This window comes from Rhizobium sp. CSW-27, assembly GCF_018760785.1.
Taxonomy (GTDB): Bacteria; Pseudomonadota; Alphaproteobacteria; order Rhizobiales; family Rhizobiaceae; genus Neorhizobium.
This window is the reverse complement of the sequence record NZ_JAHHZO010000018.1, coordinates 31447-50908: the sequence shown is the minus strand read 5'-3', so window position 1 is coordinate 50908 and position 19462 is coordinate 31447. Positions and strand designations below refer to the sequence as shown.

Genomic DNA, 19462 nt, shown 5'->3' with positions numbered 1-19462 from the left:
GACCTCACTTGGTGATGGAAAGCTCGCCCGGTGCCTCGCGCGCCGCGACCTTGGACCGCGCCGAGGCGATCATGATCAGCAGCGTCAGGATGTAGGGGGCGGCGTTGAAGAAGTAGTAGCCTTGGGAAATCCCGACCGATTGCAGAGAGGGACCAAGCGCGCCGGCGGCACCAAAGAGCAGTGCCGCGAGAATGCAGCGCAAGGGTCCCCAGCGGGCGAAGATGACGAGCGCAACCGCCATCAGGCCCTGGCCGGAGGACAGGCCCTGGTTCCAGGAGCCCGGATAATAGAGCGAGAGGAAGGCGCCGCCGATGCCGGCCATGAAGCCGCCGATGGCGGTGGCGATGAAGCGCACGAGATCGACGGAGACGCCCATGGCCTTGGCCGCCGGCGCGCTGTCGCCGGTCATACGCACGATCAGGCCCCAGCGCGTGTTGCGGAAGGCCCACCACATAAAGACGGCAAGTGCCACCCCGACGAAGAAGAGCGGGTTGACTTCGAGCGCCTGGGCAAGACGCGGATCACCGGTCCAGTCGCCGAGATGGATGGCCTCGAGCCGCGGCGCCTGCGGCTGGATGTAGGGTTTGCCGAAAAAGAAGGCGAGACCGGTGCCAAAACTCATGAAGGCAATGCCGATGGCGATATCATTGACCCTCGGCAGCTTGCAGATGAAACCGTGCAGGGCACCGAGTACGAGACCGGCGCAGCCCGCGAAAAAGACGCCGGCCCAGGGATTGCCGGTCAGGAAGGAGCCGGCATAGGCCACCATGGCGCCAAGCACCAGGCTGCCTTCGAGGCCGAGATTGATGCGGCCGGATTTTTCCGTCAGGCATTCGCCCAGCGCCACGAACATGAAGGGCGTGGAGACGCGGATCGCGCCGCCCAGCATGGCAATCAGAGCGGTGATGAGCGCGCTATCCTGCAGGGTCTCGTTCATGTGCGGTCCTCCGCGCGTTTCGGCTGCAGGAAGGAAATGCGGCCGTAAAAGGTTTCGCTGGTCAACAGCACGACAAAGATCAGACCTTGCAGCACCAGAACGGTGGCATCCGGCATACCCATGCGTCGCTGGATGATGCCGCCGGCAGCGCTGAGCGCGCCGAAGAGTACGGCCACCGGAATGATGGCAAGCGGCACCTGGCGGGCGAGAAACGCCACCAGGATGCCGGTGAAGCCGTAACCCGCCACCAGCGAGGCGTTCGCCTGACCATGCACGGCGGCAACCTCGTAGAAACCGGCCAGACCGGCACAGGCGCCGGCAATCATGGTGCAGGCGACGATCAGCCGGCCGACGGGAAGCCCCTGTGCGAGCGCTGCGCGCGCATTGCCGCCGGTGACGCGGGCCGCAAACCCGAAGGTGGTTCGGGTCATCAGGATATGCAGTCCAATCGCCAGAACAAGGCCAGCCGCCAATCCCCAATGCACCTCCGTGCCTGGAATGGAGCCGATCCGGTAGGCATCGCCGATCGGCATGGTGGAGGGCTTGTTGGCCGAGGCCGGATCACGCAGCGCCCCCTCCACGAAGAAGTTCATGGTGGCGATTGCGATATAGGATAAAAGCAGCGAGGAGATCGTCTCGTTGACGCCGCGATAATAACGCAGCCATCCGGCAAAACCGATCCACAGGCCGCCGGCGAGCATTGCGGTCATCGCCATGATGGGAAGTGTGAGGAACGCCGGTACACCGGCCGTGACGAGGGGAATGGCCATCGCCGCGGCCGACAGTCCGCCCAGTACCAGCGCTCCCTCGCCACCGATCATGGTGAGCCCGATGCGGGCGGGAACCGCAAAGGCAAGTCCCGTCAGGATCAGCGGGGCTGCCCGCTGCAGGGTGTTCTGCAGCGAAAACCCGGACCCGAAGCCGCCGACCCAGAGCAGTTGGAAGAACATCAGCGGCGACTTGCCGAGAAACAGAAGGAAGACGGAAAACAACGCCGCAGAGGCCAGCAGCGCGGCCACCGGGATAAAGATGGATTCGGCGAATTTGAGCGTGCCGACGCTGGGTCTACGCCTCAACGACGTTGCCGAAAGAGATTGAACCGTCATGTCTGCCACGTGTGCTCTCCTCTCACCGGAGATCTGCCCGGACGACGGGCGAACCTGCCTCTTGATGACCCGGCCTGCCGGAACCGGCCCTAGCCGCTGGTGACCGTGCTTTCGCTGCTTATGGGGCAGAGGGACGTCTGGTGTCCCGTCTGCGCTGGCATAGGTGGCGGATCGTCTTAAGACCCCTCCCCAACCCCTCCCCACAAGGGGGGAGGGGCTAACCTGCCGCTCCGTCGCTGCCCCAAATGTCTGGGAACCCGGGTCGGGCAGGTCGGTGCCGCCTGTCTTCTCCCGCTTGTGGGGGAGATGGCCGGCAGGCCAGAGGGGGTCTTTAACGGATTATCCTTCCGCCTGTTGGCAGGCAGCGTCTCAGGTGATCGAGCCCTGGACCCCCTCCAGCAGCCAGTTCATGCCGTCGAGATAGGGGTCGTAATTGTCATAGGTCTTGTCGACCACGACCTTGCCCTGGTTGTCCTTCAGCGTGCCCTTGTAGATCGGCTCACCCTTGACGAGGGCTGCACGTGCGGCATCCGCCGCCTTCTTCGCCGCATCCGTTGCACCGGCGCCATAGGGCGTGGAGCGCAGCATGTCCTTGTCGAAACCGCCGACGAGGAAGTTCGGCAGCGTCTTGGAGGCGGCGATATCGGCGGCAAACGACTTGTAGATCGTCTCCCACTTGTATTCCGCGCCGGTGATGAAACCCTTCGGTGCGAGCGGCGCCTGGGAGGCATTGTGACCGAGGCTCTTTACGCCGCGCGCTTCCGCCGTCTCGATCACCACCTTCGGGCTGTCGACATGGCAGGTGATGACGTCGCAGCCGGCATCGACCAGCGCGTTCGTGGCTTCGGCTTCACGGACCGGCAGCGACCACTCGCCGGTGAAGATCACGCGGACCGTCGCATCCGGCTTGACCGAACGGGCGCCGAGCAGCACGGAATTGATGTTGGAGAGCACCGACGGAATGGGTTTTGCCGCCACGAAGCCAATCTTGCCCGAGGCGGAAGACAGACCGGCGGCGACACCGTTCACATAATGCGCCTGGTTGAGATAGGGGAAATAGGAACCGGCATTCTTCGGGTCCTTGTCCTTGCTCCACAGCGGCGCCGCATGACGGAACTCAACCTTGCTGTATTTCTTGGCAAGATCGACGACGAAGGGATTATAGTAACCGAAGGAGGTGGCGAGGATGAGGTTTGCGCCATCGAGGTTGATCATGGATTCCATCGATTTCGCGACGGCATCCGTTTCCGGCACGTTCTCTTCCTCGATCACGGTGACGCCCGGCACTTCCTTCAGCGCCTTGGCGGCAACCGCGTGCGCCTGGTTCCAGCCGAAATCATCGCGCGGGCCAACATAAACGATGCCGACGGTGACGGCGGCTTGCGCGCGGGCAATATGGTAGGGCAGGGCGCTTGCGGCGACACCGGCAAGGCCGGTCTTCAGCAGCGAGCGACGGGACAGATCGAATTTGGACATGGACACTCCCCTCTTTTCCAACCCGTCATGGGTCGTTCTGGAAACTGGTCTGCAAGGGGCGTGCCAGATGCCTGGCGGATGGCCACGGCCGCGAAGTCCCTGAAAAACAACGGCAGGGTAGGGTCACTCTGCGTTGAATGAAGAGCGTAATTAATAGGCGTAAGTTTTATGATGCATATTTTTTATCCTTTATCTGTTCTGTTGCATACAATTGCGGCGGGCGCGACACAGGGCGGCGACGGTCGCGCTGGGTGATCCTGATGGGTATTGAAGCGGCAGTGCCGACGGATCGACAGCCGGTCCTGCCCGATCGGGCTCGATGCAGGGCCCGTCCGGGCATGATCATTCGGCCGCGATAGGCTGCATGGACTGGAGGATCTTGCGGATCTCGGGGCGGCAGGAGCCGCAATTCGTTCCCGCCCCCGTCCGCGCCCCGATGGCCTGTACGCTGAGACAACCGCTTTCGGCGGCGATGGCGATCTCGTTGACACCGATGCCGAGGCAGGAGCAGAGGATCGCCCCCTTGTCGGGCTGGTCTGCCGGAGGTCGCCCGGCAATCAGGCGGCCGCGTGTGCGGCGGTCCGGATGAGGCTTTGCCAGCTGCTCGACGGCCCAGGGGCGCGAGACAGCGACCGGCTCATCCGAAACGAACAGCAGAGCAAGCAGCCGGTCCGCGGCAAAGACCGCCAGCCGCACGTCCCGCCCGTCGCGGGCAGTATAGCCGGTCATTTCCGCCTCCGGCGGCAGGTCGAAGGCGGTCTGCAGCCAGGGTTGCCAGCCGGTTTCGGGGGCTGCTCCCGCCAGTTCCATTCGGTAGCCCCCCTCGCATCGGGCGAGCGCCCAATAGGTGAAGGGAAGATGATCCGGTTTGCGGATGCTGATTGCGAAGCCCTGGCAGGGGGCTGCGTGCCGACGCAGCGAAACGGCCGCATGCTTCAGGGCGGGCTGGCCGGAGAGACGGTCGCGCCGCCCGGGGATCAGCGCGTCTATGCGCCCGCAGGCGGCGGTTTCATCCGTCCAGTGCATGGGAACGAAGACGGCGCCGGCGGCCTGTCGCGGGGTCACAAGCGCGCGCACCACCACCCGCCCGCCGGTCGTGCTCTGCAGTTCCACCAGGTCGGCGTCGGAGATCCCTTGCGCTGCGGCATCCTCCGGGTGAATTTCCGCAAAGGGTTCGGCCAGGTGCGCCGACAGCCGGGCGCTTTTGCCGGTGCGCGTCATGGTGTGCCAGTGATCGCGCACCCGACCGGTATTCAGCACGAAGGGGAATGCCGGGGAGGTTCGAGTTTCGGTGTTTGTCGTCACGGGCACGAAGCGCGCCCGTCCATCGGAATGGAAGAAGCGACCATCGCCGAAGAAGCGCTGGCCCGATGGTGCGCTGTCCTGCGGCTGCGGCCACTGGAACGGTTGCAGCGCCGCATAATCCGTCTCCGTCGCGCCGGCGTAAGCGCCGATGTCGAAATCCCGGCTGCCGCCATTCTCGAAGGCGGAGAGGGCCGCATGTTCGGCAAAGATCTCGTGCGGCGCCTGATAGGCAAAGGCATCGGCAAAGCCCAGCCGCCGGCCCACTTCCGCCATCTGCCACCAGTCCGGCCGTGCCTCGCCGGGGAGCGGCAGGAAGGCGCGCTGGCGGGAAATGCGACGCTCCGAATTGGTGACGGTGCCGTTCTTTTCGCCCCAGCCGATGGCGGGCAGCAGGACATGGGCCAGACGCGCCGTATCGGTCTCAGTTTCGATGTCGGAAACGACGACGAAGGGACAAGCTTCGATGGCGGCCTTCACGCGGTCCGCATCCGGCATCGAGACCACCGGGTTGGTCGACATGATCCACAGCGCCTTGATGCGGCCGTCGGCCACCGCCTCGAACAGATCGACGGCCTTCAGGCCGGCATGATCGGCAATCGCCGGCGCCTGCCAGAAACGCTGCACCCGGTCACGATCCTGCGCATCCTCGATCGACATATGGGCTGCCAGCATGTTGGCAAGGCCGCCGACTTCGCGTCCGCCCATGGCATTCGGCTGGCCGGTCAGCGAGAAGGGACCCATGCCGGGGCGACCGATGCGCCCCGTGGCAAGATGGCAGTTGATGATGGCATTCACCTTGTCCGAGCCGACGGAGGACTGGTTGACCCCCTGGCTGTAGCAGGTGACCACCTTTTCGGTTTCCGAAAACAGCTGGAAGAACTGCCGGACCTGCGGGGCGGGCAGGCCCGTCGCCGCGGCGACCGTCGCCGGCTCCGACTGCCCGGCGGCCATCAGCGCGCCGGCAAAGCCATTGGTATGGGCGGCAACGAAATCCTGATCGATGTGGCCCGTATAGGCGAGATGGGCCAGAAGGCCGTTGAACAACGCCACGTCGCCGTCCGGCCGCAGGGCGAGATGCAGATCGGCTAGATCGCTGGAAGCGGTGCGGCGCGGATCGATCACCACCACCTGCATGGCGGGCCGTGCGGCCTTGGCGGCGGCAAGACGCTGGTAGAGGACCGGGTGGCACCAGGCCATGTTGGAGCCGACCAGCACCACCAGATCGGCAAGCTCCAGATCCTCGTAGGTTCCGGGCACCGTGTCCGAACCGAAGGCGCGTCTGTGTCCGGCAACCGAGGAGGCCATGCAGAGCCGGGAATTGGTGTCGATGTTGGCCGAGCCGATGAACCCTTTCATCAGCTTGTTGGCGACATAGTAATCCTCGGTCAGCAACTGGCCAGACAGATAGAAGGCGACGGCATCCGGCCCGTGGTCGCGGATGGCGGCGGAAAAGGCGGAGGCAACCGTATCAAGGGCAATGTCCCAGCTCGCCCGCCGGCCACGGATCATCGGATAAAGCGCGCGCCCGTCCATATCGAGCGTTTCGGCAAGCGCCGAACCCTTGGAACACAGCCGGCCGAAATTGGCCGGATGATCCGGATCGCCGCGGACGCTGACATCGCCCTTTTCATCGACCGTGGCGATCACACCGCAGCCGACGCCGCAATAGGGACAGGTGGTGCGGGTTTCAACGGGCATGGGCTTGGCTTCTCTGATTTCCATGCGCATATATATGCGTATCGGAAGACTGAGGCATCGAACGAGATTGCCGGGAGATCATCCTGCGCCTCAAGGACGAAGGTTTCGAACTGGTGGCGGTGCGGGGCTCGCACCACAAGTTCCGCAAGGAAGACCAGACCGTCGTCGTTCCGCACCCGAAGAAGGATGTGCCGCCGGGTATAGCGCGCGCTATTGCCAAACAGGCCGGCTGGATCGAGTAGGAAGACAGCGCATGCGTCATTACATTGCCCTCGTGCACAAGGATGCGGACAGCGCCTTTGGTGTCAGTTTTCCGGATGTGCCGGGCGTCTTTTCCGCTGCGGATGCGGAAGAGGACATCATCGCCAATGCCATTGAGGCGCTGCGGCTCTGGGCGGAGGATGAAGCGCTGCCTGCACCCTCGGCAATCGAACAGATCATCAAGCGCGACGATATCCGGGCGGAACTGGCGACTGGCGCCTTCCTTCTGCGTGTGCCGTTGATCGAGGACGACAGTCGTGTCGTGCGCGCCAACGTCACCTTTGAGGCCGGCATGCTGAAGGCCATCGATGCGGAAGCGGCTCGCCGCGGACTGACTCGGTCGGCCTTTCTCGCCAGCTGCGCGCGCAAGGAAATCGAAGCGGTCGGATAGCTTCGCCCCATCATCCTCACTCCGCCGCCACCATCATCGGGGCCTTCAGCAGGATCGACAGAGCGCCATTGTCGTTGCGGATCTCGAAGGTCTGCACTTCGCCCTCGTCCGCACCCTGGGCCATGCCGTTTTCCAGCGAGATTACCCAGTTGTGCAGCGGGCAGGTGACCGACTTGCCGTGCACGATGCCTTCCGACAGCGGGCCTGCCTTGTGCGGGCAGCGGTTTTCGATGGCGAAAACCTCGTTCTCGCTCGTGCGGAAGACGGCGATCGTGAGGCCGGGCGTCTTCACACAGCGGGCGCCGCGCAGCGGAATGTCGTCGATATGGCCGATGTCTGTCCAGTTCATGGGATATGTCCTCTTCGGGATGTGATCCCCTCTCCCCGCATGCGGAGAGAGGGCTAGGGTGAGGGGCAGAGATCGAAAACAGCCCCTCATCCGCCCTTCGGGCACCTTCTCCCCGAGGGGAGAAGGGGAGCCTCATTCCGCAGCCTCGCCGTAACCCACGGTCGCCATCGGCTTGAACTCGTGCTTGTCCTTGCCCGAAACACGCTCCGACCAGGGGTCGACCTGCGCGAATTTCTGGGAGAAGACGAAGCGGTCGTAAAAGGCCTTGCGCCGCTCGACATCCCCGAGGATCTGCCGGCGGATCTCGTCATGGCCGATGCGTTTCGCCCATTTGTAGATGCGCTCCAGATAACGCGCCTGCTCGCGATACATCTGCGTCAATGCCACGATCACTTCGAGCGCCTCGTCCTCGGTCTTCACCAGACCCAGAACATCCGTCCCCTTGATGTCGAGGCCGGCGGCCCCCGCAAAGTGGATCTCGAAGCCTGAATCCACGCAAATGACGCCGATATCCTTGCAGGTGGCTTCGGCGCAGTTGCGTGGACAGCCGGAAACGGCGAGTTTCAGCTTGGCGGGCGTCCAGGACCCCCACATGAATTTTTCGATGCGGATGCCGAGACCGGTCGAGTCCTGCGTGCCGAAGCGGCACCAGTCGGAGCCGACACAGGTTTTGACCGTGCGAAGGCCCTTCGCATAAGCCTGACCGGAGATGAAACCGGCCTGTCCGAGATCGGCCCAGACGGCAGGAAGATCTTCCTTCTCGACGCCGAGCAGATCGATGCGCTGGCCGCCGGTCACCTTCACCATCGGGATCTGGAATTTGTCGACGACATCGGCGATCGCCCGCAATTCCTTGGCATTGGTCACCCCACCCCACATGCGGGGAACGACGGAATAGGTGCCGTCCTTCTGGATATTGGCATGCACACGCTCGTTGATGAACCGCGACTGGTAGTCGTCGGCATATTCATCCGGCCAGTCGCAGACGAGGTAGTAATTCAGCGCCGGGCGGCATTTGGCGCAGCCGCAGGAGGTCTTCCATTCCAGTTCCTGCATGACGGCCGGAATGCTCTTCAGGCCCTTGGCCTTGATCAGGCGGCGCACATCATCATGGCCGAGATCGGTGCAGGTGCACATCGGGGTGACAGTGGCGGGATTGTACTTGTCGCCGAGCGTCAGCGTCATCAGCTGCTCGACAAGGCCGGTACAGGAGCCGCAGGAGGCAGATGCCTTGGTGTGTGCGCGCACCTCGTCCAGCGAGGTCAGGCCCTTGCCCGTGATGGTGGACGTGATCTTGCCCTTGCAGACGCCGTTGCAGCCGCAGATTTCCGCATCATCCGGCAAGGCTGCAACGGCCGCCATAGGGTCCAGCGGAGACCCTCCCTGATAGGCCTGGCCGAAGATCAGCGTATCGCGCATCTCGGAGATGTCGGTCTGCTTCTTTTTCAGGTCGTTGAACCAGGCGCCATCGGCCGTTTCGCCGTAAAGCACCGTGCCGATGATGCGGTTGTCCTTGATCACCAGGCGCTTGTAGATGCCGGCGGTGGCATCGCGCAGGACGATTTCTTCGCGATCCGGGCCTTCGGCAAAGTCACCCAGCGAATAGAGGTCGATGCCGGTGACCTTGAGTTTGGTCGGCGTGTCGGAATGCTTGAAGGCGGGCGTCTTGTTGCCGGCAAGATGCGCGGCGGCAATGCGGGCCATCTCGTACAGGGGAGCTACGAGACCATAGACCTGGCCGCCGACTTCTGCGCATTCGCCGAGCGCCATGATGTGGCCGTCGGAGGTCAGCATGCCGTCATCCACCACGATGCCGCGGTTGACGGCAAGGCCTGCCTCCTTTGCCAGCTGAACGCTCGGGCGGATGCCGACCGCCATGACGACAAGCGAGGCGGGAATGGTGCGTCCGTCATCCAGTTCGACGGCTTCAACTTTACCGTCGCCCAGGATCGCCTTGGTATTGGCCTTGCAGATCACCTTGATGCCGCGGTCTTCCAGCGCCTTCTGCAGGAGATAACCGGCGGCCGGATCGAGCTGGCGTTCCATCAGGTTCGGCATCACATGCAGCACGGTCACGTTCATGCCGCGGGCCTTGAGGCCGGCTGCAGCCTCAAGGCCCAGCAGCCCGCCGCCGATCACGATGGCGTCTCCTCCCATCTCGGCAGCGGCAAGCATGGCCCCGACATCATCCAGGTCGCGATAGGCAACGACACCAGGCAGGGTATGGCCCGGCACGGGAATGATGAAGGGGTTGGAACCGGTGGCAATCACCAGCCGGTCATAGGCAACCGTGATCCCGTTCTGCGATGTCACGGTTCGGTTGGTTCGATCGATCGAGACGATCTTTTCGCCGCGATGGAGCGTCACGCCATGGGTTTCGTACCAGGCATCGCCATGGATGATGATGTCCTCATAGGTCTTTTCGCCGGAGAGAACCGGCGACAGCATGATGCGGTCGTAGTTCACCCGCGGTTCGGCGTTGAAGATGGTGACGTCAAACTGGCCGGGTGCCTGTTCGAAGAGATGCTCCAGCATGCGCCCCGGCGCCATGCCATTGCCGATGATGACGAGTTTTTCGGTTTTTCCGTCCGGCATGGGGTCACTCCGCCGCTTCCACGAAGCGGTGACGCTCGTAGAGGAACTTCAACACCGCCTCGCGGCATTTCAGGTAGGTGCGGTCCGATGCCAGCTCGATGCGGTTGCGGGGGCGTGCGATCGGCACGTCGAGGATTTCGCCGATCTTCGCCGCCGGGCCATTGGTCATCATCACGATGCGGTCGGAGAGCAGGACGGCTTCGTCCACGTCATGGGTGATCATGATCATCGTGTTGCCGAGCCGGGCATGGATCTCCATCACCGCATCCTGCAGGTGGGCTCGGGTCAGCGCGTCGAGCGCGCCGAAGGGTTCGTCCAGCAGCAGCACCTTGGGCTCCATCGAGAGCGCGCGGGCAATGCCGACACGCTGCTTCATGCCGCCGGAGATTTCCGCCGGGCGCTTGTCCTTGGCATGCGCCATCTGCACGAGATCGAGATTGTGCATCACCCAGGCATGGCGCTCGGCCTTGCTCTTCTTGCCGCGGAAGACCTTGGAGACGGCGAGATCGATGTTTTCGTAGACGGTGAGCCAGGGGAGCAGCGAATGGTTCTGGAAAACGACTGCCCGTTCGGGGCCGGGCGCATCCACATGTTTGCCATCGAGAAATACGGCGCCGGAGGTGGCGTCGATCAGGCCGGCAATGATGTTGAGCACGGTGGACTTGCCACAGCCCGAATGGCCGATGATCGAGATGAATTCACCCTTGTCGACGCCGAGCGAGATCTGCTTGAGAACTTCGCTTCGGGTGCCGTTGCGCTCGAAGGTCTTGTCGATGAATTCCAGCGAAAGATAAGGTTGTGCCATGACGGATCTCCTCAGGCGTTTGCGGTGCCGCGGGTGACAAGACGCCCGATGAAGGCGATGAAGCGATCGAGGAAGAAGCCGACCACGCCGACGTAGATCAGGGCGACGATGATGTCGCTGATCAGCGACGAGTTCCACGCATCCCAGATGAAGAAGCCGATGCCCACGCCGCCGATCAGCATTTCGGCGGCAACGATTGCGAGCCAGGAGAGGCCGATGCCGATCCGCAGGCCGGTGAAGATGTAAGGGGCTGCCGCCGGCAGCATGATCTTGGCGAAATATTCAAAACCGTTGAGGCGCAGCACCTTGGCAACGTTCTGGTAGTCCTGCGGGATGTTGCGGATGCCGACGGCGGTGTTGATGATGATCGGCCAGATGGCGGTGATGAAGATGACGAAGATGGCGGACGGATTGCCGTCGCGGAAGGCGGCAAGCGACAGCGGCAACCAGGCGAGCGGCGGTACCGTGCGCAGCACCTGAAAGATCGGGTCGAGGCCGCGCATTGCCCACTGGCTCTGCCCGACCAGCACACCGAGCGCAACGCCGGCCACGACCGCAAGCGCGTAACCGATCGCCACGCGCTGAAGGCTGGCGAAAATATGCCAGAACATGCCCTGATCGATGCCCTGGCCGACATAGAAGGGATGGGCGATCAGTTCCCAGCTTTCTTCCAGAACGCGCGACGGCGAAGGAAGGCTCGAGGTTGGCGAAGAACAGACGAGCTCCCAGAGCATGATCATCAGCACAAGCGTGATGAGGGGCGGCAGAAGCTGCGCCATCATCTGCCGGGCATTCCGCATCAGCCGCGTACCGAACGGCTTTGTGGCCGGTGACGGGGTGAACGTGACCACCTGCGCGCTCTGCGCCGGTTTCTTGTCTTCCTTGAGGTTCAGCTGGGTGACGGACATCGCCGCTCTCCTTTTTGTTCACGTCGGGGTCTGGGCGGCGCGCATTGCATGCAGCGCCGCCCGCGGTCGCCGAGGGGTCAGGCCATGCGGGTGATGCTGAGGCTTTTCAGGTAGGCTGCCGGATCTGCCGGATCGAAGACCTTGCCGTCGAAGAAAGTTTCCTTGCCGCGCGAGGTGGAGGTCGGAATGTCGGAAACGCCCAGTTCCTTGGCGGCCTCGCGCCACAGGTCCTCGCGATTGACCTTCGCCACCATTCCCTTGATGTCGAGGCCGGGCTCGAACTTGCCCCAGCGGATGTCTTCGGCCAGGAACCAGGCGTCGTGGCTCTGGTAGGGGTAGGAGGCGTGGTCGCGCCAGAACTTCATGAAATGCGGGCTGTCTTTCACCAGCTTGCCGTTGCCATAGTCATATTCGCCCTTCAGGCGGTCAACGATGTCCTTCGACGGCACGTTGAACCAGGACCGCTTGCCGACGATTTCGGCCAGTTCGTCCTTGTTCTTCATGTCGTCGCACCACTGGGCCGCTTCCAGCACTGCCATCAGCAAGGCCTTGGTTGCCCGCGGGTTTTTCTCCACCCAATCGGCGCGCATGCCGAGCGACTTTTCCGGATGCTTGTTCCAGATTTCCGCCGTGTTGACGGCGGTGTAGCCGATACCCTGATTGACCAGCTGTTCGTTCCAGGGTTCGCCGACACAGAAACAGTCCATCGTGCCGACCTTCATGTTCGCCACCATCTGCGGCGGCGGAACGACGATGGTCTCGACATCCTTGTCGGGATCGATGCCGCCGGCCGCCAGCCAGTAGCGGATCCACAGGTCATGGGTGCCGCCGGGGAAGGTCATCGCCACCTTGGCCGGGTTGCCGGCAGCCTTCTTCTTGGCGAAGGTTTCCTTGAGGACGCCCGAATCCAGGCCCACCTTCAGATCGGCATAGGCTGCGCCGACGGAAATCGCCTGGGCGTCGAGGTTGAGGCGCGCCAGGATCACCATCGGCAGCGGCTGGTTGTTCTGCGTCACCTTGCCGGCCGAGATCAGGTAGGGCATCGGCGTGAGGATGTGCGCGCCATCGATGCCATTGCCGGCCGAGCCCAGCACCAGATTGTCACGCGTCGTGCCCCAGGAGGCCTGCTTGACGACCTCGACATCCGGCATGCCATGCTTGGCAAACAGGCCCTTTTCCTTGGCGACGATCAGCGGCGCAGAATCGGTCAGTGCGATGAAGCCGAGCACGGCCTTGGTGGTTTCCGGGCCAGCTCCTTGCGCAAAGGCGCCGGAAGGGAAGGCCGTCTTGACTGCGCCCATCAGCGCGGCGGTGGCCGAGGTCTTGAGGATGGTGCGGCGTGTCATGCCATCTGTGGTCTTCGTCATGCGCAGGTTCCCCTCTTGCGTCGTAACGTGGATTTTCGGGCACAAAAAAACGCCGCTCGGAGATTGCGCCATCGCGGATCCCTTGGGTGGATCGCGAGCTGCAAAAACCTTGCGACGTCGATGTCTTTGAGGAACGCCTATCGCGCGTTCCGGTGCGCTGGTCGCCGTTGACCGGTGCGATGAGAACTATGCAATGCGCGTGCCAGTTTTCTCGGATTCGTCCAGCGCGTTGATTTCAAATGATGATCTTGAACATCCGCATGCCGCCCCGTCTCCGGGGCGCTATAATGTTTGTGCCTAAATAGGCGGCGATGGTGGTGGACATGCCGATCTGCTGTGCAGCAGCGGTAATCAGACGTCTTCTTCGCTGCGATCCTGGGCAAGCCTGTTGCGCACCGGAAAGGCCTGCGCATAGGCTTCGAGCGCGTCCGGGTCAAAGACGAAACCATCCATGAAACGGTCATCGGTGGAGGCCCCTTCGATGCGCAGATCCCCGTCGGTGGGCATGGCGGCGGAGGGCAGGGCGGCCCGATACAGGTCCGGCCGATAGGCGGCGGCGGCGGCGCTGACGCCCGCGGCGCTGAAGCCTGCCTGGCCCCAGCGGATCATCTGGCTGTAGATCCACAACGCCTTGCTGGGGCGCGGATAATTGGCATGGCCTTCGTGGAAGATGAAATACCGGTCGATCACGCGCCGGTTGCCGCGCGCGTCCAGGCTGAATTCACCGGCAAGCACATGGCGGATGATGTGTACGGGCGCGGCAATGTAGCGGCTGTCCGCCAGCACCTGCGCCAGTGCGTCGTGGTTTTCGGCGCGGTCGCACCAGCGGGCCGCGGCATCCAGCGCGACAATCAGGCGGGAGACGCTCTCCGGATGCGCTTGCGCCCAGTCCGGGCGCATGCCGATGACCTTTTCCGGGGCCGACGGCCAGATGTCCTGCTTTGCCGCCACGATACGGCCGACGCCGCGCTCGGAGGCGACCATGTTCCAGGGGGCCCCGACGCAGAAGCCGTCAATGGCGCCTGCCGCCAGTGCGTCCGAAGTCAGTGGCGGTGGCACCACCACCATCTTGACGTCACGGTCCGGATCGATGCCGCCCGCTGCCAGCCAATAGCGGAATTCGTAATTGTGCGAGGAGAAGGGGTAGGTCATGCCGAGCGTCGGCGGCATCTCGCCGCGCATGCGCATGTCCCTCAGAACGGCGGCCAGTGCCTTTGCATTGTCCAGCGCGGAAGCTGTTTCGGACAGGCCCGCCACTTCCTGCATCCGGGAAAACAGGCGGGTGGACAAGGTGATGGCATTGCCGCCGCGGCCGAGCGAGAAGGGTGTTATGGTCGGCGACGGATTGGAGCCGAGCCCCAGCATGGACGCGACGGGCATCGGCGACAGCATATGGGCGATATCGAACTGCCGGAAGGCAAGGCGATCGCGCACATTGGCCCAGGATACGTCCTTCACCAGATCGAGCGTCAGCCCCTCGCGGGCAGCAAATCCGAATTCCGCGGCGGCGATCAGAATAGAGGCATCGACCAGCGGAATGAAGCCGGCACGCAGGGTCTTCGGGTCACCGGCAGCGATGCGGGCGGGTCCGGACAGGGTACTGCGGTTGTCTGCCATTGCCATCATCTCCACTCCGGTACTCCTGTCGCCGGATGCTGCTGCCGTGTCGTCACATCAGCAATCCGGCGGCCGTGACCACGCTTTGCGCGATCTCGGACATCTTTTTCTTTTCATTCATGGCCGTCTGGCGAAGCAGCGTGAAGGCCTGCTCTTCGGAAAGGCCGCGCATCTTCATGAGGATGCCCTTGGCGCGCTCGATGATCTTGCGCTCCTCGAGCGCCGAGCGCGCGTCGGCCAACTCCCGCTGCAGGCGGGTGAAGGCGTTGAAGCGGGACACGGCCATGTCGAGGATCGGCTTCACCCGCTCCTTCTTCAGCCCGTCCACCACATAGGCCGAAACGCCGGCATCCACGGCCGCCTCGATGGAGGCGGTGTCCGACCGATCGACGAACATCGCAATCGGCCGGCTGACCGAGCGCGTCAGCTGGAAAAGATGCTCCATCATGTCGCGGTTCGGGTTCTCGATGTCGATGATGATGACATCCGGGGCAAGCGTCTCGATCAGCCGCGCGATGCCGTGAACCTCGTGCACGATCGTCACATGGCGATGCCCGGCCTCATGCAATCCTTCCTCGATGATCGCCGCGCGAACGGCGTTCTCATCGATGACCAGGATGGTGAGATCGAGATGGTTCATGGTCTGGACCAATGGCTGAAGGCTTGGGTCTTTGCAAGTGCATTTGCGCAAGATCTAACCAAAAACAAGGAATGATGAAATTTTGCGCAGAATGGCTCATGCGTCGCCAGTCTTGCATCACCAAACGGAATCGGTGGGCGCCGACCGATTCAGAACTCTCGTTGGACGCGGCTATCGTCTGCGGCGATTCTGATGCGCATGACGATCACGCAGCCTTATCATCTTTACATCGAACGGCGCGACAGCACGAAGAACATGGCGCGCTACTACGTCATGGAGATTTCGCCGACCCTGTTCGGCGAAATCTGTCTTACCCGCAGCTGGGGCCGCATTGGAAAGAGCGGCCAGAGCAAGCAGCATCACTTCTCCCGCGAGGAGGATGCGGTGCTCCTGTTCCTCCGGCTGCTGCGCCGGAAGCGTGCCCGGGGTTATGGCCCGAAGCGGCATAGGCCCTTGGGCGACGGGCAGCCGGATGATCAGCCTCAGGGCTTGTAGGGTTCCCCAAGCGAGGCGACGCCGTTCAGCTTCAGCAGGCGCCGGTTGGAGGAGATGATGCCGAGCACCAGGATCGTCACCAGATAGGGCAGGCTTGCCAGCAGTTGCGAGGGCAGTTCCACGCCGCCCGCCTGCGCGGCAAGGCCGGCCAGCGACACCGCGCCGAACAGGCAGGCGCCGAGGAAGATGCGGCCCGTCAGCCAGGTGCCGAACACGACCAGCGCGATCGCGATCCAGCCGCGGCCGGCAATCATGCCATCAGCCCAGAGCGGCGTGTAGACCGTCGAGGCATAGGCACCGGCAAACCCGGCCATCACGCCGCCGAACAGCACCGCCGCCACCCGGATCAGGATGACCGGATAGCCGATGGAATGCGCTGCCTTCGGATTTTCGCCGACTGCGCGCAGCACCAGTCCCAGCTTGGAAAAGGCAAAGCCTGCCCAGATCAGAAGCGTTGCGAGAAGCGACAGCCACACGACGATATCCTGCACGAAAAGCCCGCCGACAACGGGCAGATCCGCAAGGCCCGGCAGGGCGAGTTTCGGCAGGCCTTTCACCGTCAGGCTCTCATAGGTCTTGCCGAACAGGGCGGAGAGGCCCTGGCCGAAGATGCCGATGGCAAGCCCCGCCGCCACCTGATTGGCCTGAAGGCCAAGCGTGACGAAGGCGAAGATCAGCGCCAGCAGGGCGGCGCCCAGCCCGCCCGCGACGAAGGCCAGCAGATGGCCGCCGCCGTGATAGACCACGATGAAGGCGAGCGCAGCACCCAGTGCCATCAAGCCTTCGACGCCGAGATTGAGCACGCCGGCTCGTTCGGCCACCAGTTCGCCGAGGGCCGCCAACAGGAAGGGCGTTGCGGCGGCGAGCATGCCGGCCAGGATGAATTCGACGGCATTCATGCCCTGCTCCCTGTGCTGGCGGACGGCCATTCGAGGCGATAGCGGACGAAGGCCGTCGCGATCAGATAGGCAATCAGCAGGCTGCCCTGAAACACCCGTACGGCGGCAATCGGCAGATCGGCGGAGACCATGGCATTGTCGCCTCCGATCGAGAGCGCCGCCATCACCAGCGCGGACAAGACGATGCCGAGCGGATGCAGGCCGCCGAGATAGGCGACGATGATTGCCGAATAACCGTAGCCGGTGGAAATGGAGCGCTGCAGCTGGCCGAGCGGGCCGGCGACTTCGGCCGCACCCGCCAGCCCGGCGGCAAAGCCGCCGATCAGCAGCGACAGCCAGATGGCGCGTGCCTCCGAAAAACCGGCATAGGCGGCGGCCCGTGGCGCAAGCCCGCCCACTTCCAGCCGATAGCCGGGAAAGCTCCGCTGCATGAACACGAAGGCAAGGCCCGACAGCAGGAAGGCGATCAGCAGCGAGACGTTGACGCGCGTTCCCTCGAAGAGGAGCGGCAGCATGGCATCATACTGGAACATCACCGATTGTGGAAAATTGAAGCCGTTCGGGTCCTTCCACGGGCCGAGCAGCAGATAGTTCAGCACCTGCGCGGCGACGAGGCTCAGCATCAGCGACACGAGGATTTCGTTGGCATTCAGCCGCACGCGCCAGAAGGCGGTGATGGTAGCCCAGAGCGCTCCGCCTGCGGCGCCGGCCATGAGCATGGCGGGCCAGATCCAGGCACCGGTCGCCTCCGGATACCAGACGGGGATCGCGGAGGCGAAGATCGCGCCCAGAATGAACTGGCCCTCGGCGCCGATGTTGAACACCTTGGCGCGAAAGCCGATCGCCAGCCCCTGCGCGATCAGGAGCAGCGGTCCGAGCTTCAGCAGCACTTCGGAAAATGAGGCCCAGGACAGGAAGGGTTCCAGCAGCATGGCGTGGAACACGGCGCCCGGCTGCTTGCCGATCGCCACATAGAGCAGAAGGTTGACAAGGGTTGCGCCGGCAAGCGCAAAGAGCGGCGCCAGCAGCTTGACGGTGAGCGAGGCGCGCTCGCGGCGTACCAGATGCGGCATCGAATGGCGTGCGCTCATGCGGGCTGCGCCTCCCGCGCATCTTCGGCGCCGATCATGTAGCGGCCGATCTCCTCCGGCTTCGTATCGCGGGCATTGAGCGGCGCGCTCAGCATTCCCTTGCGCAGCACCTGGATCTGGTCGCACAGGTCGAACAATTCCTCCAGCTCCTCCGAGATCACGAGAATGGCCATGCCCTCGTTGCGCAGCGCCATCAGCTTGCGGCGGATTTCGGTGGCGGCGCCGATATCGACCCCCCAGGTGGGCTGCGCCACGAAGAGCAGCTTCGGCTTCAGCATGATTTCGCGCCCAACGATGAATTTCTGCAGATTGCCGCCGGAAAGCGCCCCGGCTTCGGCCTCTGCGGAGGGCGTGCGCACGTCGAAATCGCGGATGCAGTCTGCGGTGAAGGTGGCGGCGCGGGCGCGGTCGATCAGCCCGTACCGCTGAAGCCCGAGCGGATGCGCCGTCAGGAGACTGTTGCGGGTCAGCGAAAGCTCGGGCACCGCGCCGCGACCAAGGCGGTCTTCCGGCACGAAGGCAAAGCCGAGCCTGCGGCGTTCCGCCGGACCGAGATGGCCGACGGGCTGGCCCATCATCTGCACCTGTTCCCGCCGCGCGGCCGGCAGCCGGTTTTCGCCGGAGATGAAGGCGGCAAGCTCCGCCTGACCGTTGCCGGAGACGCCGGCAATTCCGAGGATCTCTCCGGCCCGCAGACCGAGGCTGACGCCGGAGAGCGCCACGGCGAAGGGATCGTCCGGCGTGTCTTCGAGACCGATCAGTTCCAGCCGCTTCTCGCCGACCGGTGCCGCCGCGACGGGTAGCGGTTCCGGCATGTCGCGGCCGATCATCATGCGCGCCAGATCGTGGGCGTCATGGGCGCGCGGGTCGACGTGGCCCGTCACCTCGCCGCCGCGCAGGATGGTTGCCCGGTCGCAGATGGCGCGGATTTCCTCCAGCTTGTGCGAGATGAACAGGATCGAGACCCCGCCATCGCGCAGGCGCCGCAGGGTGTCGAACAGCTTCTCGACGGCCTGCGGCGGCAGGACGGAGGTCGGCTCGTCAAGGATCAGGAGCCTGGGGTCGCTCATCAGGCAGCGGATGATCTCCACCCGCTGGCGCTCGCCGACCGAGAGCGCATGCACATGCGCCAGCGGATCGACGTCCAGACCGAATTCCTCGCCAAGCGCGCGGATGCGCGACAGAAGCGCCTGCCTTCGCCCCGGCACCACCAGCGCGATGTTCTCGATCACCGTGAGTGTTTCGAACAGCGAGAAATGCTGGAACACCATGCCGATGCCGAGCTTGCGGGCCGCCGCCGGGGAGGAAAGGCGCATGGGGGCGCCCCTCCAGAGCATCTCGCCCTCGTCAGGCGTTTCCACGCCATAGATGAGCTTCATCAGTGTGGACTTGCCGGCGCCGTTCTCGCCCAGGATGGCGTGAATGGAGCGCTCGCCGACCTCCAGCGAAATGCCGCGATTGGCCCGGACGGGGCCATAGCTTTTCGTGAGGTTGCGGAGGGAAAGAAGCGGCGCCGTCATGG

Annotated in this window: 17 protein-coding genes; 3 read left to right on the top strand and 14 right to left on the bottom strand. The window is 63.8% G+C overall.

The genetic code is table 11. The features are described from left to right. Positions 1-4: 4 nt before the first annotated feature. The 4 genes from KLP42_RS23460 to KLP42_RS23445 form a co-directional block, all read right to left on the bottom strand. The gene (locus tag KLP42_RS23460) at positions 5-937 is read right to left on the bottom strand and encodes an ABC transporter permease (protein ID WP_215570104.1); all 933 of its coding nucleotides are present in this window, start codon (positions 935-937) and stop codon (positions 5-7) included. Next, a complete protein-coding gene (locus KLP42_RS23455) occupies positions 934-2043 on the bottom strand; it encodes an ABC transporter permease (protein WP_215570178.1) in 1110 nt (369 codons plus the stop codon). Before KLP42_RS23455 ends, KLP42_RS23460 begins: the two co-directional genes overlap by 4 nt. A gap of 369 nt (positions 2044-2412) precedes the next feature. Beyond that, positions 2413-3519, bottom strand: a complete 1107-nt coding sequence (locus KLP42_RS23450) for a BMP family ABC transporter substrate-binding protein (protein WP_215570102.1) — start codon at positions 3517-3519, stop codon at positions 2413-2415. 342 nt (positions 3520-3861) lie between these two features. Continuing rightward, on the bottom strand, positions 3862-6522 hold the full coding sequence (locus tag KLP42_RS23445) for a nitrate reductase (protein WP_215570100.1): 2661 nt from the start codon (positions 6520-6522) through the stop codon (positions 3862-3864). Positions 6523-6578: 56 nt separating this feature from the next. Here KLP42_RS23445 and KLP42_RS23440 point away from each other — a divergent pair, with 56 nt between their 5' ends. Together KLP42_RS23440 and KLP42_RS23435 are read left to right on the top strand one after the other, a co-directional pair. After that, positions 6579-6764 carry a type II toxin-antitoxin system HicA family toxin gene (locus tag KLP42_RS23440; RefSeq protein ID WP_215570176.1) on the top strand — a complete coding sequence of 62 codons (186 nt, stop codon included), beginning with the start codon at positions 6579-6581 and terminating at the stop codon, positions 6762-6764. 11 nt (positions 6765-6775) lie between these two features. Further along, positions 6776-7174, top strand: coding sequence for a type II toxin-antitoxin system HicB family antitoxin (locus tag KLP42_RS23435; RefSeq protein ID WP_215570098.1), 399 nt, complete (start codon positions 6776-6778; stop codon positions 7172-7174). 16 nt (positions 7175-7190) lie between these two features. On the opposite strand, the gene nirD is transcribed toward KLP42_RS23435, so the two are convergent. The 7 genes from nirD to KLP42_RS23400 all read right to left on the bottom strand — a co-directional run bounded on the left by nirD (position 7191) and on the right by KLP42_RS23400 (position 15455). After that, positions 7191-7523: a nitrite reductase small subunit NirD gene (gene nirD / locus KLP42_RS23430; RefSeq protein ID WP_215570096.1), complete on the bottom strand. Its 333-nt coding sequence runs from the start codon at positions 7521-7523 to the stop codon at positions 7191-7193. A 132-nt stretch (positions 7524-7655) separates the two neighbouring features. After that, positions 7656-10118, bottom strand: coding sequence for a nitrite reductase large subunit NirB (gene nirB / locus KLP42_RS23425; RefSeq protein ID WP_215570094.1), 2463 nt, complete (start codon positions 10116-10118; stop codon positions 7656-7658). Between the two features lie 4 nt (positions 10119-10122). Further along, a complete protein-coding gene (locus KLP42_RS23420) occupies positions 10123-10923 on the bottom strand; it encodes an ABC transporter ATP-binding protein (RefSeq protein WP_215570092.1) in 801 nt (266 codons plus the stop codon). 11 nt (positions 10924-10934) lie between these two features. Next, entirely contained in the window at positions 10935-11831 is an 897-nt protein-coding gene (ntrB, locus tag KLP42_RS23415; protein ID WP_215570091.1) for a nitrate ABC transporter permease, read from the bottom strand. A gap of 77 nt (positions 11832-11908) precedes the next feature. Then, entirely contained in the window at positions 11909-13198 is a 1290-nt protein-coding gene (locus tag KLP42_RS23410; RefSeq protein WP_215570089.1) for a CmpA/NrtA family ABC transporter substrate-binding protein, read from the bottom strand. A gap of 351 nt (positions 13199-13549) precedes the next feature. Beyond that, positions 13550-14815, bottom strand: coding sequence for a CmpA/NrtA family ABC transporter substrate-binding protein (locus KLP42_RS23405; protein WP_252193214.1), 1266 nt, complete (start codon positions 14813-14815; stop codon positions 13550-13552). Positions 14816-14867: 52 nt separating this feature from the next. Further along, a complete protein-coding gene (locus KLP42_RS23400) occupies positions 14868-15455 on the bottom strand; it encodes an ANTAR domain-containing response regulator (RefSeq protein ID WP_215570088.1) in 588 nt (195 codons plus the stop codon). A gap of 192 nt (positions 15456-15647) precedes the next feature. Here KLP42_RS23400 and KLP42_RS23395 point away from each other — a divergent pair, with 192 nt between their 5' ends. Further along, complete coding sequence (locus tag KLP42_RS23395) at positions 15648-15950, top strand: WGR domain-containing protein (RefSeq protein WP_502941345.1); 303 nt, start codon at positions 15648-15650, stop codon at positions 15948-15950. Here KLP42_RS23395 and KLP42_RS23390 read toward each other — a convergent pair. The 3 genes from KLP42_RS23390 to KLP42_RS23380 are packed head-to-tail and all read right to left on the bottom strand — an operon-like array spanning position 15938 to position 19460. Continuing rightward, positions 15938-16849 (bottom strand): ABC transporter permease, encoded by a 912-nt coding sequence (locus KLP42_RS23390; protein WP_215570087.1) that lies wholly within the window; start codon positions 16847-16849, stop codon positions 15938-15940. The genes KLP42_RS23395 and KLP42_RS23390 overlap by 13 nt on opposite strands. After that, positions 16846-17940, bottom strand: a complete 1095-nt coding sequence (locus KLP42_RS23385; RefSeq protein WP_215570086.1) for an ABC transporter permease — start codon at positions 17938-17940, stop codon at positions 16846-16848. The genes KLP42_RS23390 and KLP42_RS23385 overlap by 4 nt, the downstream gene beginning before the upstream one ends. Continuing rightward, positions 17937-19460 carry an ABC transporter ATP-binding protein gene (locus tag KLP42_RS23380; protein ID WP_215570085.1) on the bottom strand — a complete coding sequence of 508 codons (1524 nt, stop codon included), beginning with the start codon at positions 19458-19460 and terminating at the stop codon, positions 17937-17939. Before KLP42_RS23380 ends, KLP42_RS23385 begins: the two co-directional genes overlap by 4 nt. Between the last annotated feature and the right edge of the window lie 2 nt (positions 19461-19462).

Excerpts from the sequence above, each read along its gene's own strand:
- KLP42_RS23460 (WP_215570104.1), bottom strand. The coding sequence starts at position 937 with ATGAACGAGACCCTGCAGGATAGCGCGCTCATCACCGCTCTGATTGCC.
- KLP42_RS23455 (WP_215570178.1), bottom strand. The coding sequence starts at position 2,043 with ATGACGGTTCAATCTCTTTCGGCAACGTCGTTGAGGCGTAGACCCAGC.
- KLP42_RS23450 (WP_215570102.1), bottom strand. The coding sequence starts at position 3,519 with ATGTCCAAATTCGATCTGTCCCGTCGCTCGCTGCTGAAGACCGGCCTT.
- KLP42_RS23445 (WP_215570100.1), bottom strand. The coding sequence starts at position 6,522 with ATGCCCGTTGAAACCCGCACCACCTGTCCCTATTGCGGCGTCGGCTGC.
- KLP42_RS23435 (WP_215570098.1), top strand. The coding sequence starts at position 6,776 with ATGCGTCATTACATTGCCCTCGTGCACAAGGATGCGGACAGCGCCTTT.
- nirD (WP_215570096.1), bottom strand. The coding sequence starts at position 7,523 with ATGAACTGGACAGACATCGGCCATATCGACGACATTCCGCTGCGCGGC.
- nirB (WP_215570094.1), bottom strand. The coding sequence starts at position 10,118 with ATGCCGGACGGAAAAACCGAAAAACTCGTCATCATCGGCAATGGCATG.
- KLP42_RS23420 (WP_215570092.1), bottom strand. The coding sequence starts at position 10,923 with ATGGCACAACCTTATCTTTCGCTGGAATTCATCGACAAGACCTTCGAG.
- ntrB (WP_215570091.1), bottom strand. The coding sequence starts at position 11,831 with ATGTCCGTCACCCAGCTGAACCTCAAGGAAGACAAGAAACCGGCGCAG.
- KLP42_RS23410 (WP_215570089.1), bottom strand. The coding sequence starts at position 13,198 with ATGACGAAGACCACAGATGGCATGACACGCCGCACCATCCTCAAGACC.
- KLP42_RS23405 (WP_252193214.1), bottom strand. The coding sequence starts at position 14,815 with ATGGCAGACAACCGCAGTACCCTGTCCGGACCCGCCCGCATCGCTGCC.
- KLP42_RS23400 (WP_215570088.1), bottom strand. The coding sequence starts at position 15,455 with ATGAACCATCTCGATCTCACCATCCTGGTCATCGATGAGAACGCCGTT.
- KLP42_RS23395 (WP_502941345.1), top strand. The coding sequence starts at position 15,648 with ATGCGCATGACGATCACGCAGCCTTATCATCTTTACATCGAACGGCGC.
- KLP42_RS23390 (WP_215570087.1), bottom strand. The coding sequence starts at position 16,849 with ATGAATGCCGTCGAATTCATCCTGGCCGGCATGCTCGCCGCCGCAACG.
- KLP42_RS23385 (WP_215570086.1), bottom strand. The coding sequence starts at position 17,940 with ATGAGCGCACGCCATTCGATGCCGCATCTGGTACGCCGCGAGCGCGCC.
- KLP42_RS23380 (WP_215570085.1), bottom strand. The coding sequence starts at position 19,460 with ATGACGGCGCCGCTTCTTTCCCTCCGCAACCTCACGAAAAGCTATGGC.